The sequence below is a fragment of the Streptomyces sp. NPDC042346 genome (genome assembly GCF_055581845.1).
Genome location: NZ_JBVJEH010000009.1, coordinates 312,440 through 329,319, shown reverse-complemented (window position 1 = coordinate 329,319; position 16,880 = coordinate 312,440). Strand labels below are relative to the sequence as shown.

The following is a 16,880-nucleotide window of genomic DNA, read 5'->3' as shown; positions in this document are numbered from 1 at the left end:
CCAGCGGATCCAGCACGTGCGGTAGATCCAACGGGCCCAGCGGATGCGGGTTCAGGCGCCCTTGCGGTACTGACCCGGCGCCACGCCGTACTCCCGCTTGAAGGCCTTGGCGAAGGCGAACTCCGAGGAGTAGCCCGAGCGTTCGGCGACGGCGCGGAGGGGGAGGTCGTCCGAGCGCAGGAGGCGGCCGGCCGCCGTCATGCGCCACCAGGTGAGGTACGCGAGGGGGGAACGGCCGACGAGGGCGGTGAAGCGGCGGGCGAAGGCCGCCCGGGAGAGGCCGCCGAGAGCGCCGAGCTCCTCGACCGTCCAGGCCCTGGCCGGGTCGTCGTGGAGGGCCCGGAGGGCTCCGGCGACGACCGGGTCGCTCAGGGCGGCCGACCAGCCCGTGGAGCGATCGGCGCCGACACCGAGCCACCACGTGCGCAGCAGGTAGAGGAGCAGGGTGTCGAGCAGGGCGGGCACGATCGCGTCGGATCCCGGCTGGGGTTCGGCGAGTTCGGCACCGAGCAGGTCGACGGCGGCGCGCAGCCGGCCGTGGGCGCCGATCCGGGCGGGGAGGTGGACGTACGGGGGGAGCTCGGTGAGGAGCGGGTGGGCGCGGGTCCGGCTGAGCTGGTAGGCGCCGCAGAGGAGCAGGGTCTCCTCGGCGCCGATCGGGCCCCGGTCGGGCGCGGTGGGCCAGGAGCCGTCGGGTGCGGGCAGGGCGTCGACGAGCGGGGTGTCCGGCCGGTCGGCGAGGCCGTGGCCGGTGCCGTGGGCGAGGAGGACGACGTCGCCGGGGCCGAGTCTGACGGGGGCGTCGTCCGGGGGCAGGAGCCAGGCGGTCCCCTGGAGGACGACGTGGAATCCGGCGCCCCTGCTCGGGGAGAAGCGGAATCCCCAGGGCGCGAAGCGGACCGTGCGGGAGGAGTGGGGCCGGCCGGTGCGCATGGCGGCGATGGCATCGCTCAGTACGTCCATCCCGGCACCGTACTCCTCACGCCTCACTCCTCGTCGAGGGCGGCGAGACGATCGGACATGGACGGGAGTCATGAGGATATGGATCGTCTTGCCGCGCCCTCCTACGGTCGAGGCATGACGACGACAACAGGCAGGACGACCAAGGCGGTCCTCTTCCACGAGACCGGTGGCCCCGAGGTGCTGACGGTGGAGGAGGTGGCGCTGCCCGCCCCCGGGCCCGGTGAGGTGCTCGTACGGGTCGAGGCGATCGGACTCAACCGCGCCGAGGCGCTGTTCCGCGAGGGCACCTACTACTACCCGGCGACGCTGCCGGGTTCGCGGCTCGGCTACGAGGCGGCCGGTGTGGTGGAGGCGGTCGGCGCGGGGGTCACCGCGTACGCCCCCGGCGACCCGGTGATGGCGGCGGCCAACTTCGACTTCGGGACGTACGGCGTGTACGCGGAGCGGGTGGTGCTGCCGGAGGAGTACGTGGTGGCCCGGCCCGAGGGGGTGGACGCGGTGACGGCGGCGGCGGTCTGGCTGACGTACTTCACCGCGTACGGCGGGATGGTGCTGACCGGCGGGCTGCGCCCCGGCGACCACGTGGTGATCACGGGCGCGTCGAGCGGGGTGGGGACGGCCGCGATCCAGACGGCGCTGCGGATCGGCGCGGTGCCGATCGCCACCACGCGCGGCGAGGAGAAGCGGAAGCGGCTCCTGGAGCTCGGGGCCGCGCACGTGATCGTGACGGACACCGAGGACGTGGTGGAGGAGGTGCGGCGGATCACCGGCGGGGCGGGCGCGGACCTGGCGTTCGACGCGATCGGCGGGCCCGGTTTCGCCCGGCTCGGGGACGCGCTGCGGCCCGGCGGCACCGCCGTGCTGTACGGCTGGCTGGACCCGCGACCGGTCGAGCTGTCGATGAACTGGCCGCTGACCACGCACGGATACGCCAACGGGGCGCTCGCCAGGACCGAGGAGGGGCGCCGCCGCGCGGCCGGGTTCATCGGCTCGGGGCTGCGGGACGGCTCCCTGGCGCCGGTGATCGCCGAGACCTTCGAGGGTCTGGAGCGGATCACCGACGCCCATCGGCTGATGGAGTCCAACACGCACACCGGGAAGATCGTGGTGCGTGTGCGGCACTGAGGCAGGACACCCGCCGGACAGGCCCTACGGGTCAACGCCTCGGCAGGTCCAGCGGGTTGCCGTCGCGGAGCTCGGGCGGGAGCAGGTGGTCGGGGGTCGACTGGTACGTGACCGGGCGGAGCCAGCGCTCGATCGCGGTCGCGCCGACCGAGGTGCTGGTGGAGGTGGTCGCCGGGTAGGGGCCGCCGTGGTGCTGGGCGGCGGCGACGGCGACCCCGGTGGGCCAGCCGTTGACGAGGACGCGGCCCGCCAGCGGGGTGAGTTCGGCGAGGAGCGGGGCCGCGTCGCCGTCGTCGTCCTGCTCGGCGATGTGCAGGGTGGCGGTGAGGTTGCCGGGCAGGAGGCCGAGGACGGCGGTGATCTCCTCGCGGGAGGCGTAGCGGACGACGACGGTGACCGGGCCGAAGCACTCCTCCAGGAGGAGGTGGTGGTCCGTGGCCGCGGTGAGCCGGTCGGCGTCGACGGCGAGGACGCCGGCGCTGACCGTGTGCTCGCCGCCCGCGCCGGGGGTGACGGGGGTCAGGACCCCGTCGAGCGCGCCGCGCTCGGCGACGCCGCTGACGAAGGCGTCCCGCATGCGGTGGTCGAGCATCACGGCCGGTTCGGTCTCGCTGACCCCGGCGGTGAGCGCGGCGAGGAAGCGGTCGCCCGCCTCGCCCCGGGGGGCCAGGACGAATCCGGGCTTGGTGCAGAACTGGCCGGCGCCCAGGGTCATGGAGCCGGCCAGGCCCGCCCCGATCGCCTCGGCCCGCTCCTCGACGGCGGCGGTGGTGAGCACGACGGGGTTGAGGGAGCCGAGTTCGCCGTGGAAGGGGATCGGTACGGGCCGGGCGGCCGCGGCGTCGAAGAGCGCCCGTCCGCCGCGTACCGAACCGGTGAAGCCCGCCGCCGCGACGAGCGGGTGGCGGACGAGCTCCACGCCGGCGTCGAAGCCGTGGACGAGGACGACGACGTCCTCGGGCAGGCCTTCCTTGGCGGCGGCGCGGCGCAGCAGCGCGGCGCAGAGCTCGGAGGTGGCCGGGTGGTCGGGGTGGGCCTTGACCACCACGGGGCAGCCGGCCGCGAGGGCGCTCGCGGTGTCGCCGCCGGGGACGGAGAAGGCGAGCGGGAAGTTGCTGGCGGCGTAGACGGCGACGACGCCGAGCGGGATCTTCCAGCGGCGCATGTCGGACCGGGGCGGGGTGGCGTCCGGGTCGGGGAGGTCGATCCGGATGTCGAGGAAGGAGCCCTCCGTGACGACCTCGGCGAAGGCCCGCAACTGCGCGGTGGTCCGGGCGAGTTCGCCGGTGAGGCGGACGGGCCCGAGGGCGGTCTCGGCGTCGGCGGCCTCGATGACGTGCTCGCGCGCCTCGTCGAGGAGGTCGGCGGCGGTACGGAGGAAGGCGGCCCGCACCGTGCGGTCGGCGAGCGCGGCGCGGGCGCCGTGCGCGGCCCGGACGGCCCGGTCGACCTCCTCCGCTGTGGCCTCCACCGCAACCTGCTCGCGCGACTTCCCCGTCCGGGGGTCCACACTCCACACTGGTTCTGCCGCCACCGCCACGCCCCTGTTCGCTATTCTGAACGCCGTTCCCGTAGATGAACGCGTCTGCGAGGGACTCTATTGACGGCCCGGCCGTCTCCACAAGGGGCCCGCCCGGCACGAGGGGTCCGCGCGGCCAGGGCGGCCGGGGCGGACCGGGGCGACCGCCGGGGCGACCGGACAACGGAAAAGGGGCGAGGGTCATGGCGACTGCCGACGCGGGTGGGGCGCAGGTGAAGTCCGCGGTGCGGACCGTGGAGCTGCTGGAGTACTTCGCCGGCCGGCCCGGCATGCACTCGCTCGCCGCCGTCCAGGAGGCCGTCGGCTACCCCAAGTCCAGCCTGTACATGCTGCTGCGCACGCTGGTCGAGCTGGGCTGGGTGGAGACGGACGCCACCGGCACGCGGTACGGCATCGGGGTGCGGGCGCTGCTCGTCGGCACCTCGTACATCGACGGCGACGAGGTCGTGGCCGCCGCCCGGCCGACGCTCGACCGGCTCTCCGACGACACCACCGAGACCATCCACCTCGCGCGGCTCGACGGCACCAACGTGGTCTATCTGGCGACCCGCCAGTCCCAGCACTATCTGCGGCCGTTCACCCGGGTCGGGCGCCGGCTGCCCGCGCACTCGACCTCGCTCGGCAAGGCGCTGCTCGCCACCCACACCGACGAGCAGGTGCGCAAGCTGCTGCCGGAGACCCTGCCGGCGCTGACCGAGCACACGATCACCGACCGCGAGAAGCTCATCGAGGAGCTGCACGTCATCCGCGAGCAGGGTTTCTCGGTGGACCGCGAGGAGAACACGCTGGGGCTGCGCTGCTTCGGGATCGCGATCCCCTACCGGACCCCGGCGCGGGACGCGATCAGCTGCTCGGTGCCGGTGGCGCGGCTCACCCCGGCCCACGAGCAGATGATCAAGGACGCGCTGTTCGACGCGCGGGACCGGCTGACGCTGGCGACCCGCCGCCTCTGAGCACCCTGCCTCGCGGTCACGCGGCCACGCGGTGACGCGGCCAGGCGGTGACGCGGCCAGGCGGTCACTCGCTCAGGCGCGGTCCGCGAGGGCCTTCTGCCACACCGGGCTGTCCACGTAGTGGTTGTCGTACTGCTCCGAGGAGGCCTTGATCTCCTCGAAGCTCGCCTCGCCGCGCATGACCCGGCCGAGGAGGCGCAGGTAGTCGAAGCGGGCCATCCCGGGGGTGAAGGCGAAGAGGACGTCGGCCTCGGCGCCGGGCGCCGCCGCGAAGGCGTGCGGGGTGTGCGGCGGGACCAGGAGGAAGTCGCCCTGCTCCAGGACGGTCAGCTGCTCGTCGACGAGGACCTGGAGCGAGCCGCCGAGGACGAAGAACATCTCCGAGGCCTTGGTGTGGAAGTGCGCCGGGGCGCCGACCGCGCCCTTCGCGAACGAGGAGCGGTAGCTCGTGAGCTGCCCGCCGGTGGTGTCGGAGTCGGCGAGGAGCGTCATCACGCTGCTCGGATCGGCGGTGGTCTCGGCGGTGGCGGCGCGGGTCAGGAGCGGGGCGAAGGTCGCGTTCTCGTTCATGATCACTACTTTAGTGAGTCATTGACCCGAAGGAATGGGTCAATCGATCATGAGAATCATGGGTCAATTCCGCCCTCCGCGGAGGAGTGGCGGGACGGGGGTCGGAGGGCCTCTCCCCCGCGCGGCGGAGACGGTTCACCACACGGCAGGACGTGGCACCGGCGCCCTCCGCGGGAGCGTGAGTCCATGACATCGACCGCGCACTCCCTCACGCCGGCGCACTCCGCCGCGCACCGCCCCACCGTCCTCCGCCGGGTGCTGCGCGTCCTCGCGATCGTCGCCTGCCTCCCGTACATCTCGCTCAAGGTCGTCTGGGTGGCGGGCGGCGAGATCGGCATCCCGGCCGGGAGCGTGCTCCTGGAGCACCGGACGATGCTCGCCGTCGCCAACTCGCTCTCGGTCCTCGCCGACGCCGCCGTGATCGTCCTCGCCCTGCTGCTCACCCAGGCGTGGGGCCTGCGGGTACGGGCCTGGCTGCTCGCCTTCCCCATGTGGGCGGCGACCGGGCTCCTCGCCCCGATCATGGCCGGGTACCCGGCGCAGCTCGCGGTCGCCCTCCTCACCGGTGACGAACGGGCCGCCGCCCCCAGCGAACCCTTCCTGGACGACTGGGTCTTCGCCGTCGTCTACGGCGGCTTCATCCTCCAGGGCCTCTCCCTCGGCACCCTCTTCGTCCTGTACGCGCGGGACCGCTGGGGCCACGTCTGGCACGGCCGGCTCGGCGAGCTCGCCGCCCGTACGTCCGGGCGCGGCGTGCGGGCCACCGCCCTGGCCGGCGCGGTGGTCGCGCTCGTCCCCGCGACCGTCCAGCTGATCTGGCTCTCCGGCTCGACCACGGGCCTCTCCGCCCGGCTGGCCGCCGAACGGGACTCCGACTTCTACGTCCTGGGCGGCGTCCACCTCGTCTTCCTCGCCGCCGCCGTCGTCTTCACCCTCTTCCTCGTCCTGCGGCGGCCCGCGCGGCTGAGGGTGCGGCCCGTCCTCTCCCTTGCCTGGGTCTCCACCGGCACCATGGGGTGCTGGGGCGCGTACATGTCGCTCGTCTGCCTCCTGCCGGAGCCCGATCCCTCGAAGCAGGTCACGGCCCTCGCACAGCTGTCCTACGCTGGCCAGATGATCACCGGGTTCCTGCTGGCCGCGTGCGTGGCCGTGTACCTGCGGCGGCGGAGCGCCGAGGCGTGAGGCGGTGCGCGGCCGCCCTGTTCGGGCAGCGGGCCCGGCTGCGCTGGGTCCATCTGATCCTGGGCGGCGCCCTGTTCATGCCGTACTGGCTGGTCGGCACGGTCGTGGTGGGGGTCTTCCTCGACGCGCCGGGCGTGTTCGGGGGCAGTCTCGCCGTGCAGTTCGGGGCGTACGCGGTCGGGCTGCCGCTCGCCGCGGTCACCGCGCTCTTCCCGCTGGTCCGGCCGATGTCGGTGGCGGCGGTCCGGGCGCTGTGCGGGGTGCCGGCGGAGCGGCTCGCGGACGGCCCGGCCCGCGGCCGGGACGCGAAGGCCCGGACGGCCGGCTGGTTCACGCTGCACGTGGGCGCGGGCGCGCTGATCAGCGGGGCGTCCCTGGCCCTGCCGCCGTTCGCGGTGTCGGTGATGGCGCTGCCCTTCTCGCCGGCCCTGCGGGAGTCGGAGATCGGCCGGCGCTGGGGGCTCGACCAGGACTGGTGGGTCTGGGCGGCGCTCCCGGCGGGCCTGCTGATGCTGCTCGCACTCGCCGCCACCGCCGCCGCGACCGGTGCCCTGCTCGCGGGGCAGGCGCCCCGGCTGCTCGGGCCGAGCCCCGCGGACCGGCTCGCGGCCGCCGAGCGGCGCGCGGCGGAGGCGGAGTCGCGCAACCGGCTCGCCCGCGAGCTGCACGACTCGGTCGGCCACGCCCTGAGCGCGGTCACCCTCCAGGCGGGCGCGGCGCGCCGGGTCCTCGACACGGGTGCCGCGGCCGACCTGGACTTCGTCCGGGAGGCGCTGACCGCGATCGAGGAGACCACCCGGCGCACGGTCGGGGAGCTGGACTGGGTCCTCGGCCTGCTGCGGCGCGGCGAGGAGGTCGAGGAAGGCGTGGGCCCGGGGCTCGACGCCCTGGAGGCCCTCGTGCGGGGCGCCGGACCGCGGGTGGCGCTGACGGTGGGCGGAGACCTCGCCCCCGTATCGGAGGCGCTGTCGCGGGAGGCGTACCGGATCGTCCAGGAAGGGCTGACGAACGCGGCCCGGCACGCGGGCGGCACACCCGTCACCGTACGGCTCGACGCCCGTACCGAGGAGTTGGAGATCGTCATGGAGAACCCCCTGCCCGAGCGGCCCCCGGTCGCCCGCCCGCACGGCGGGCGCGGCCTGCGCGGGGTCGGCGAACGGGCCAGGCTGCTCGGCGGCACCGCGGAGGCGGGCCCGGCGGACGGCGTGTGGCGGCTCGCGGTGAGGATCCCCCGGTGAGCGACGCGGTGAACGCAGTGAGCGCCGCGAGCGCGGCGAGTGCCGCCGGCGCGGCGATTCGGGTGGTGCTCGCCGACGACGAGCGCATGGTGCGGACGGCCCTGCGGGTCATCCTGGACGCGGAGCCCGACCTGGAGGTCGTCGGCGAGGCCTCCACGGGCGCCGAGGCGGTGTCGGTGGTGCGGGCGGCGCGGCCGGACGTCGTCCTGATGGACGTCCGCATGCCCGAGATCGACGGCATCCGGGCCACCGAGCAGATCCTCGGCGGCATGGCCGAGCCGCCCCGGATCGTGGTCGTGACCACCTTCGAGAACGACTCCTACGTGTACGACGCGCTGCGCGTCGGCGCGGCCGGCTTCCTGCTGAAGCGGGCGGCGGCGGAGGAGCTGGTCGCCGCGGTCCGGCTGGTCGCGCGGAGCGACTCGCTGCTCTACCCGGCGGCGGTACGGGGCCTGGCCGCCGAGCACGCCCGGCGCGCTCCGGCGCCGCCGCCCTGGGTGGCGCGGCTGACGGAGCGGGAGTCGGAGGTGCTGCGCCACGTGGCGACGGGCCTCACGAACGCCGAGATCGCCGAGCGGATCGGTGTCGGCCCGGCGACGGTCAAGTCGCACGTGGCGGCGGTCCTGGCGAAACTGGGCGCCCGCGACCGGACACAGGCGGTGATCCTGGCGTACGAGTCGGGGTTCGTACGGACGGGGTGACGGGGTGACGGGGTGGCGTGCGGCCTGGTCGCCGGGCCCGCCGGGTCGTCGGGCCCGCCGGGCCGCCGGGTCCGCCGGGTCCGCCGGGTCCGCCGGGTCCGCCGGGATGAAGGTTCGCTGAGAAACCGGACACATCCGGAACGGCCGCCACCGCCCCGTTCGTCCCTCCATGTGCGATGAACAAGACGATCAGGCACACGTCGGTCTTCGTCCTGGTCCTGGTGCTCGCCCTCCTGGGGCGGGCCACCTGGGTGCAGGCGTACGAAGGCAAGGCGCTCGCGGACGACTCGAAGAACCGGCGGAAGACCATCGCGCAGTACGCGCAGCCGCTCGGCAACATCGTCGTGGCCGGTTCGCCGGTCACCGGCTCGAAGAAGACGGAGGCAGACGATCTCGCGTACAAGCGCACCTACACGGACGGCGAGCTGTACGCGGCGGTCACCGGCTACAGCTCGCAGGCCTACGGCGCCACGCAGCTGGAGGGCATCTACGGCGACGTCCTCGACGGCACCGACGACCGGCTGAAGAACCCCGTGGACGCCGTCACGCGCAAGCAGCAGGAGCCGGGGACGGTCGTCACCACGATCGACCCGGCCGTGCAGAAGGCCGGCTACGAGGCCCTCGGCGACAAGAAGGGCGCGGCGGTCGCGATCGACCCCGCCACCGGCCGGATCCTGGGCATGGTGTCCACCCCGTCGTACGACCCGTCGAAGATCGCCGGGACGACGGACGGCGCCGACTGGCAGGAGCTGATGGGCGACAAGGACAAGCCGCTGGTCAACCGGGCCCTGCGCCAGCCGCTGCCGCCCGGTTCCACCTTCAAGCTGGTCGTCGCGGCGGCGGCCCTGGAGGACGGTCTGTACGACTCGGTGGACACGGCGACGAAGAGCCCCAACCCGTACACGCTGCCGAACACCCGGAAGGTGCTGAAGAACGAGAACCCCTCCGCGCCCTGCGAGAACGCCACGATCCGCACCGCGCTCCAGTACTCCTGCAACAACGTCTTCGCCAAGATCGCCGCCGACCTGGGGCAGGACAAGGTGAAGGCGACGGCGGAGAAGTTCGGCTTCAACGACGCCGAGCTCGACGTCCCGGTCCGCGCCTACGCGAGCGTGTACCCGTCCGGCATGGACTCCGCGCAGACGGCGCTGACCGGCATCGGACAGTTCGACGTGACCGCCACCCCGCTCCAGATGGCGATGGTCTCGGCCGCGATCGCCAACGACGGCCTCCTGGCGGCCCCGCACATGGTCTCGGAGGTCGTCGACTCCGACGGCGACGCCCTGACCACCTTCGACGACGGGGACAGCGAGCGGATCATGTCCTCCTCGACGGCGGAGCAGCTGCGGAGCGCCATGCGGACGGTCGTGGAGAAGGGCACCGGCACCAACGCGGCGATCGCCGGGGCCGAGGTCGGCGGCAAGACGGGCACGGCGCAGCACGGCGAGAACAACAGCAAGACGCCGTACGCCTGGTTCACGTCCTACGCGAAGGACCCCTCGACCGGGAAGCAGGTCGCCGTCGCGGTGCTGATCGAGGACTCGGGCGCGGCCCGCTCCGAGGTCAGCGGCAACGGCCTGGCGGCCCCGGTGGCGCAGAAGATGATGGCGGCGGCGCTGAAGTGAGGTGACGCGGGGGCCCGGTCCGGACGAAGTGGTCCCGGCCGTTGCCGGTCGGGGGAGAGATCCCGTCGGCCGGGGCCCGATTGGCTCTGGGCCCCCGTCACACGATATGCAGGGGCACGCTCGCGACCGAGCGTGCATTCGAATGACCGACCCTGCTTTCCCTCGCGGAGGACCGCCGTGCGCCTGCCCCGTTCCCTGTCCGGCTGGACCATGGCGGTCTTCGGCGTGCTCGCCGCCGCGCTCGGCGTGGTGGGGCTGGTCACCCCGGACGCCCTGCTCACGGTCATGGGCTTCGAGCCGGTGCCCGACGGCGGGCGGGCGGACGGCGACCACACCCTGGTCTTCCTCACGGCCTCCTCGATGGCCGCGCTCAACATGGGCGTCTACTACGTCCTGGCCGCGCTCGCCGACTGGAAGCCCTTCTTCCGCTGGACGGTCCCCTTCCGGCTCCTCACCTGCGCGGTCTTCACCCTCGCCGTCGTCACCGGCCGCGCCCCGGCCGGCTTCCTCGGCGTGGGCCTGTGGGAGGGGCTCGGGGCCGTGGTGACGGGGGCCGCGCTGCGGTACGAGAAGCGGGGCGGCTCCGTGGCCGCCGCGTAGGGCGGTCCGGCCCTGCCCCATCGCCAGTCCTAGGGCAGGTGACCGATCCGTCAGGGCCTCCTCAGAGGCCAGTCTTCGGCCATGCGTTGGTATCTGACAGGCATCGTCGTGTCCGGATTCGGTACGACGGCCATGTGGCTGGTCTCCGGGATCTGGGTCAAGTCCCTCACGGGTTCGGACAGTCTGGCGGCGCTCGCCGCCTTCGCCCTGTGGGCGCCCGTCCTCCTCGGGCCACTGCTCGGCACGCTCGCCGACCGGGTGCGGCGGCGGCCCCTCCTCGTCGTCCTGAACCTCGCGATGGCGCTGCTGCTGCCCGTGCTCCTGTGGGTGGAGTCGGCGGACCGGGTGTGGCTGCTGTTCGCGGTGCTCGTGCTGTACGGCGCCCAGGGCACCGTCCACGAGGCGGCCGAGCAGGCGCTCGTGGCGACGACCCTCGACGAACGGCGGCTCGGCACCTTCAACGGGCTCCGGATGACCGCGAACGAGTCGATGAAGCTGATCGCCCCGCTCGTGGCGGCGGGGCTCTTCGCCCGCTACGGCGGCGGCCCGGTCGCGCTCCTCGACGCGGCGAGCTTCGCGCTCGCGGCGGTGCTGTTCGCGCTGATGCCGGTCCGGGAGGAGCGCCCCGAGCGGGCCGCGGAGCGGCACTGGTGGCGGGAGACGGCCGAGGGCGTCCGGCTGTTGCGGGCCTCGGCCGTGCTGCGGCCGCTGGTGGCGACGGGCGGGTTCACGATGCTGCTCGCCGGGGTGAACGGGGCGGCGATCTACGCCGTCGTGGACAGCGGGCTCGGGCGCTCCCCCGCGTACGCCGGTGTGCTGTACGCGGTCCAGGGCGTGGGCTCGGTCCTCGCGGGCCTGCTCACGGGCCCGCTGCTGCGCCGGGTCCCGGAGCGGGTGCTCGCCGCCGTCGGCCTCGCACTGTTCGCGGTGGCGGTGGGGGTGCGGGCCCTGCCGTACGAGGCGACGGCCCTGGCGGCGAGCGCGGTGATCGGCCTGGGGATGCCGTGGGTGCTCGTCGCCACGATGACGGCGGTCCAGCGGGAGGCCCCGGCGGAGGCGGTGGGCCGGGTGGCGGCGACCGCGAACAGCCTGATCTTCGCCCCGAACGCGCTGGCCATCGCGCTCGGCGCCGGCCTGGTCGCCGTCGTCGACGTCCGGGTCCTGCTGCCGGTCCTGGCGGTGGCGGGCACGGCCTGGGCCGCCGGACTGGCGCTCCGGGGCGCCGGGCGGGGCGAGGAGCGGAGCCCGGGCGAGGGCGATGGCGAGGGCCCGGGCAAGGGCACGACCAGCGGCACGGGCGAGAACCCGGCCCAGGGCCAGGCCCAGGGCCAGGCCAAAAGCCCGGGCGGCGGCCCGGCCCAGGGCCCGGCCGAGGGCCAGGGCGGCGGGCTCGCAGTGCGGCGTGGCCAGGGGGCGGGGAGCATGGAGGGAGGCGCGTAGCGCGGCGGGAGGAGGGCAGTGTGACGGCCGGTTCCTTCCCGGAGACGGCGGGACGGGCGGGTGTGCCGTTCGACGGCAAGGGGCTCCTCGACATCCTCGGGGTCGCCGCCGTCGTCATCGACGCACGCGGCCGTATCGTGCTGTGGAGCCCGCAGGCGGAGGCCCTCTTCGGCTATCGCGCGGACGAGGCCCTGGGCCGGTACGTGGCCCGGCTGATCGTCGACGCCGAGCACCGCGAGGAGGCGATGCGCCTCTTCGGCGAGGTGCTGCACGGCGGCACGACCTGGGCGGGCACCTTCCCCGTACGGCACAAGGACGGCAGCACCCTCGCCGTGGAGTTCCGCAACATGCGGCTCACCGACGATCTCGGCGGTCTGTACGCGCTGGGGATCGCCGCCGACCGCGCCGTCGTCGAGCGGGCCGAGACCGGCCTCGCGCTCTCCGACCGGCTCGTCTCGCAGTCGCCGATCGGTCTCGCCGTCCTGGACACCGACCTGCGGTACGTCCTCGTGAACCCGGCGCTGGAGGGGATCAACGGCGTCCCGGCAGCGCTGCACCTCGGCCGCCGGATCAGCGACATGCTGCCGCGGGTCGACGCGGCGGCGCTGGAGGCGGCGCTGCGCACGGTCCTCGCCACGGGCAAGCCGCTCCTCGACTACCCGACGGTGGGGCGGACCCCCGCGGACCCCGAGCACGAGCACGCCTGGTCGGTGTCCTTCTACCGTCTGGACGGGGCCGAGGGCCGGGTCCTGGGGGTCGCGGCCTCGGTGATCGACGTGACCGAGCGGCACGACGCGGACGCGGAGGCCGACCGGTCGCGGCGGCGGCTCGCGCTCGTCGCGGACGCCTCGGCGCGGGTCGGCACCACCCTGGAGGTGGACCGGACGGCCGCCGAGCTGGCCGGGGTCGTGGTGCCGGAGCTCGCGGACATCGCGGCCGTCGACGTCCTCGACTCCGTCCTGGCGCTGCGCAGGCCCGGCGCTCCCGAGACGGGCCCCGAGCTGTTCCGCGCGCTCGCGGTGAAGGCCTCGGGCCCGACGGAGGCGCTGCCGGCCGCGGACCCGCCCGGGGCGGTGGCGATGTACGGGGCGGACCGGCTCGTCACCCGCTGCGTCCACACGGGCCTTCCGGTCCTGGTCGAGCACGTCGGCCCCGGTGACCTGCCCCGGATCGCCCGGAGCCCCGAAGCGGCGGAGCAGCTCCGCCGGGCCGGGGTCCACTCGTACCTGGCGGTCCCGCTGATCGCGCGCGGGGAGGTACTCGGCGCGCTCGACCTCAAGCGGGACCGCAATCCGCTGCCCTTCGACGGCGACGACGTGCTGCTCGCGACGGAGCTCGCGGCCCGGGCGGCGGTCAGCATCGACAACGCCCGCTGGTACCAGAGCGTGCGGAACTCGGCGGTGACGCTCCAGCGCAGTCTGCTGCCGGGCACGCCCCCGGAGCGGGCTGGGCTGGAGATCGCCGCCCGTTACCAGCCGGCGCAGGCGTCGAGCGAGGTCGGCGGCGACTGGTACGACGTGATCGCCCTCCCCGACGACAAGACGGCGCTCGTCGTCGGGGACGTGATGGGCAGCGGCATCGACGCGGCGGCGACGATGGGGCGGCTGCGCACGGCCACCTGCGCGTTCGCGGATCTCGACCTGTCGCCGGCGCAGGTGCTGCGGCACCTGGACCGGATCACGGCGGGCCTTGAGCACTACATCGCGACCTGCCTCTTCGCCGTGCACGATCCGCGCCTGGGCCGGTGCCGCATCGCGAACGCGGGCCATCTGCCGCCCGTACGGATCCCGGCGGAGGGCCCGGCCGAGCTGGTGCGGCTCTCGACCGGGGTGCCGTTGGGGGTGGGCGGCGGCACATTCCGGACGGCCCGGGTCCCCTTCCGCCCCGGGGACGTGCTCGTGCTCTACACGGACGGTCTCGTCGAGACCCGCGACGAGGCGATCGACGACCGGCTCGCGGTGCTCGTGGGACTGCTCGACAAGGCGCGCGGCCCCCTGGAGGAGACCTGCGACCTGCTGCTCACGGCGCTGCGGCGGCCGGGCGCGCAGGACGACGTGGCGCTGCTCATCGCCCGGAGCACGGGATGAACGCCCGCGCGGGCCGGGACGGCCGGGACGGCAGGTCGGGCCGGGACAGCGGGACGGGCCGGGACGGCAAGTCGGGCGGGGCCGGCACGGGCCGGGACGGCAAGTCGGGCCGGGACGGCGGGACGGGGCTGCGGAGCGTCGCCGGCCAGGTGTTCGCCCTGGAGGCGCTCATCGCCCTGCTGGTGATCGTGGCGGCGGTGTTCATCACGTTCCAGCAGGCCCGGCAGGACACCGAGCAGGACGCCCGGATCCGGTCCCTCTCCGTCGCGGAGTCCGTCGCGCTCTCCCCGGGCATCGCCGAGGCGCTGGTCTCGCCCGATCCGACGGCGGCGCTCCAGAAGAGGGCGGAGCAGATCCGGCTGGCCACGAAGATCGACTTCGTCGCGGTCCTGAGCCCTGACGGGGTGCGGTACACCGACTCGGACCCCTCCCTGATCGGCTCCAAGGCGACCGGGGACCTCTCGCGCGCGGCGGTGGACGGCAACTCCTTCACCGAGGTCTTCCGGGGCGCGCCGAACGACGCGGTACGGGCCGTGGTCCCGGTGGTGGACGACAAGGGCCGGATCGTGGGCCTGGTCAGCAGCGGCATCGAGGTGGAGAACATCGCGCAGTCCGTGGAGGGCCGGCTCCTGGTGCTCGCGGCCGCGGGGACGGGCGCGCTGGTCCTCGCCGTGGGCGGGGCGGCCCTGGTGAGCCGGCGGCTGCGGCGGCAGACGCACGGCCTCGGCCCCGCCGAGATGACCCGGATGAAGGAGCACCACGAGGCGGTCCTGCACGCCGTCCGCGAAGGGGTCCTGATCGTGGGTCCCGACCACCGTCTGACGCTCGCCAACGACGAGGCGCGCCGGCTGCTCGATCTGCCGGCGGACGCGGAGCGGCGGCACGTCTCGGAGCTCGGCCTCGATCCCCGTACGGTCGAACTCCTCACGTCGGGGCGGGCCGCCACGGACGAGGTGCACCGGGCGGGCGACCGGCTGCTCGCGGTGAGCGTGCGCCCCACGCTCCCCGGCGACGCCGAGTCGGGCAGCGTCATGACGATGCGGGACACCACCGAGCTGGCCGCGGTGACCGGCCGGGCGGCGGTGGCCCGCGGCCGGCTCCAGCTGCTGTACGAGGCGGGGGTGCGGATCGGGACGACGCTGGAGGTCGTACGGACGGCGGAGGAGCTGGCGGAGGTGGCGGTGCCGCGGTTCGCGGACTTCACGACGGTGGAGCTCCTCGAACCGGTGCTGCGCGGGGAGGAGCCCCCGAACGACGAGGCCTTGACCACGGAGATGCGGCGGACGGCGCTGAGCGGGCTGCGGCCGGACCAGCCGCTCCAGCCGGTCGGGGACACCGTGCGCTTCGACGTGCCCAGCACGCCGATGGCGACGGCGCTGGCCGCGGGGCACGCGGTGGCGCAGGCGGAGCTGGCCTCGGCGGAGGGCTGGCGGGCGCAGGACCCGGAGGGGGCGGCGCAGGCGCTCGCGTACGGGATGCACTCGCTGCTCACGGTGCCGCTGCTCGCCCGTGGGGTGGTCCTCGGGATGGCCAACTTCTGGCGCGCGGACACCCCGGAGCCGTTCGGGGAGGAGGACCTGTCGTTCGCGGAGGAGCTGGCGGCGCGGGCGGCGGTGGCGATCGACAACGCGCGCCGGTTCACGCGGGAGCACGCGATGGCGGTGACGCTCCAGCGGAGCCTGCTGCCGAGGGTGCTGCCGGAGCAGAGCGCGGTGGACGTGGCGTACCGCTACCTCCCGGCGAAGGAGGGGGTGGGCGGCGACTGGTTCGACGTGATCCCGCTGCCGGGTGCGCGGGTGGCGCTGGTGGTGGGGGACGTGGTGGGGCACGGGCTGCACGCGGCGGCCACGATGGGGCGGCTGCGGACGGCCGTGCACAACTTCTCGACGCTCGACGTGCCGCCCGACGAGCTCCTCGGCCACCTCGACGAGCTGACGGCCCGGATCGACCTCCGCGAGCTGGAGGGCCCGGACGTCGAGGAGCGGCGGCGGGACGAGGGCATCACGGGCGCGACCTGCCTGTACGCGATCTACGACCCGGCTTCCGGGCGGTGCGCGGTGGCGAGCGCGGGACACCCGGGGCCGGCGCTCGTGGCACCGGACGGGCGGGTCGAGTTCCCGGAGCTGTCGCCGGGGCTGCCGCTCGGGCTCGGTCTGGGCGACGCGCCGTTCGAGACGACGGAGCTGTGGCTGCCGGAGGGCAGCAAGCTGGTGCTCTTCACGGACGGGCTCCTGGAGGACCGGGGGCGGGACCTGGACACGGGCCTCGCGCTGCTGCGGTCCACGCTCGCGCGCCAGGACCGGACCCCGGAGCAGACCTGCGCGGACGTCCTGGCGACGCTGCTCTCGCCGTCGCCGCGCGACGACATCGCGCTGCTCGTGGCGCGGACCCGGGTGCTCGACCGGGAGCGGATCGCGGAGTGGGAGGTGGCGCGGGACCCGTCGGCGGTCTCGCCCGTGCGGAACGCGGCGGCGGCGAAGCTGGCGGAGTGGGGGCTCGACGGGCTCGCGTTCACGGCGGAGCTGATCCTCAGCGAGCTGATCACGAACGCGGTGCGGTACGGCGCCGATCCCGTCCGGGTGCGCCTGCTCCACGACCGCACGCTGATCTGCGAGGTCTCGGACGCCAGCAGCACGTCCCCGCACCTGCGGCACGCGACGACGACCGACGAGGGCGGGCGCGGTCTCTACCTGGTGGCGCAGTACGCGGAGCGCTGGGGCACGCGGTACGGCCGGCGCGGCAAGACGATCTGGGCCGAGCTGCGGGTGGACGGCCTGGACGCGGAGCCGAGGGCGGCGGCGGTGGAACCGGATCTGGACGCGCTGGAGGACCTGGCCTGGTGAGGGCGGGGGCCCC

The 16,880-nt window shown here is 74.6% G+C and carries 13 protein-coding genes; 10 read left to right on the top strand and 3 right to left on the bottom strand.

Annotated elements, in window-relative coordinates:
• Positions 1 to 51 precede the first annotated feature (51 nt).
• Complete coding sequence (locus tag ACZ6K0_RS31355) at positions 52 to 963, bottom strand: AraC family transcriptional regulator (protein ID WP_376394842.1); 912 nt, start codon at positions 961 to 963, stop codon at positions 52 to 54.
• 114 nt (positions 964 to 1,077) lie between these two features.
• Here ACZ6K0_RS31355 and ACZ6K0_RS31350 point away from each other — a divergent pair, with 114 nt between their 5' ends.
• On the top strand, positions 1,078 to 2,088 hold the full coding sequence (locus ACZ6K0_RS31350; RefSeq protein ID WP_376394845.1) for a zinc-dependent alcohol dehydrogenase family protein: 1,011 nt from the start codon (positions 1,078 to 1,080) through the stop codon (positions 2,086 to 2,088).
• 31 nt (positions 2,089 to 2,119) lie between these two features.
• Here the strand turns inward: ACZ6K0_RS31350 and ACZ6K0_RS31345 are convergent, their stop codons facing one another.
• Entirely contained in the window at positions 2,120 to 3,622 is a 1,503-nt protein-coding gene (locus ACZ6K0_RS31345; protein WP_469228111.1) for an aldehyde dehydrogenase (NADP(+)), read from the bottom strand.
• A 188-nt stretch (positions 3,623 to 3,810) separates the two neighbouring features.
• Here ACZ6K0_RS31345 and ACZ6K0_RS31340 point away from each other — a divergent pair, with 188 nt between their 5' ends.
• Positions 3,811 to 4,581 (top strand): IclR family transcriptional regulator, encoded by a 771-nt coding sequence (locus tag ACZ6K0_RS31340; protein WP_024761148.1) that lies wholly within the window; start codon positions 3,811 to 3,813, stop codon positions 4,579 to 4,581.
• A gap of 72 nt (positions 4,582 to 4,653) precedes the next feature.
• On the opposite strand, the gene ACZ6K0_RS31335 is transcribed toward ACZ6K0_RS31340, so the two are convergent.
• A complete protein-coding gene (locus ACZ6K0_RS31335; protein ID WP_469228112.1) occupies positions 4,654 to 5,151 on the bottom strand; it encodes a cupin domain-containing protein in 498 nt (165 codons plus the stop codon).
• Between the two features lie 186 nt (positions 5,152 to 5,337).
• Between ACZ6K0_RS31335 and ACZ6K0_RS31330 the strand changes: the two genes are divergently transcribed.
• From ACZ6K0_RS31330 to ACZ6K0_RS31295, 8 genes are all read left to right on the top strand, one after another.
• Positions 5,338 to 6,333, top strand: a complete 996-nt coding sequence (locus ACZ6K0_RS31330; protein WP_469228114.1) for a hypothetical protein — start codon at positions 5,338 to 5,340, stop codon at positions 6,331 to 6,333.
• Entirely contained in the window at positions 6,330 to 7,571 is a 1,242-nt protein-coding gene (locus ACZ6K0_RS31325; protein ID WP_469228116.1) for a sensor histidine kinase, read from the top strand. Before ACZ6K0_RS31330 ends, ACZ6K0_RS31325 begins: the two co-directional genes overlap by 4 nt.
• Positions 7,572 to 7,627: 56 nt before the next feature.
• Positions 7,628 to 8,272: a response regulator transcription factor gene (locus ACZ6K0_RS31320; RefSeq protein WP_469228811.1), complete on the top strand. Its 645-nt coding sequence runs from the start codon at positions 7,628 to 7,630 to the stop codon at positions 8,270 to 8,272.
• A 176-nt stretch (positions 8,273 to 8,448) separates the two neighbouring features.
• On the top strand, positions 8,449 to 9,897 hold the full coding sequence (locus ACZ6K0_RS31315) for a peptidoglycan D,D-transpeptidase FtsI family protein (protein WP_469228118.1): 1,449 nt from the start codon (positions 8,449 to 8,451) through the stop codon (positions 9,895 to 9,897).
• A gap of 210 nt (positions 9,898 to 10,107) precedes the next feature.
• A complete protein-coding gene (locus ACZ6K0_RS31310; protein WP_376396103.1) occupies positions 10,108 to 10,497 on the top strand; it encodes a hypothetical protein in 390 nt (129 codons plus the stop codon).
• Positions 10,498 to 10,578: 81 nt separating this feature from the next.
• Positions 10,579 to 11,937: an MFS transporter gene (locus ACZ6K0_RS31305; RefSeq protein ID WP_469228120.1), complete on the top strand. Its 1,359-nt coding sequence runs from the start codon at positions 10,579 to 10,581 to the stop codon at positions 11,935 to 11,937.
• 20 nt (positions 11,938 to 11,957) lie between these two features.
• Positions 11,958 to 14,024, top strand: a complete 2,067-nt coding sequence (locus tag ACZ6K0_RS31300) for a SpoIIE family protein phosphatase (RefSeq protein ID WP_376394868.1) — start codon at positions 11,958 to 11,960, stop codon at positions 14,022 to 14,024.
• Positions 14,021 to 16,867: a SpoIIE family protein phosphatase gene (locus ACZ6K0_RS31295; RefSeq protein WP_469228121.1), complete on the top strand. Its 2,847-nt coding sequence runs from the start codon at positions 14,021 to 14,023 to the stop codon at positions 16,865 to 16,867. Before ACZ6K0_RS31300 ends, ACZ6K0_RS31295 begins: the two co-directional genes overlap by 4 nt.
• Positions 16,868 to 16,880 lie beyond the last annotated feature (13 nt).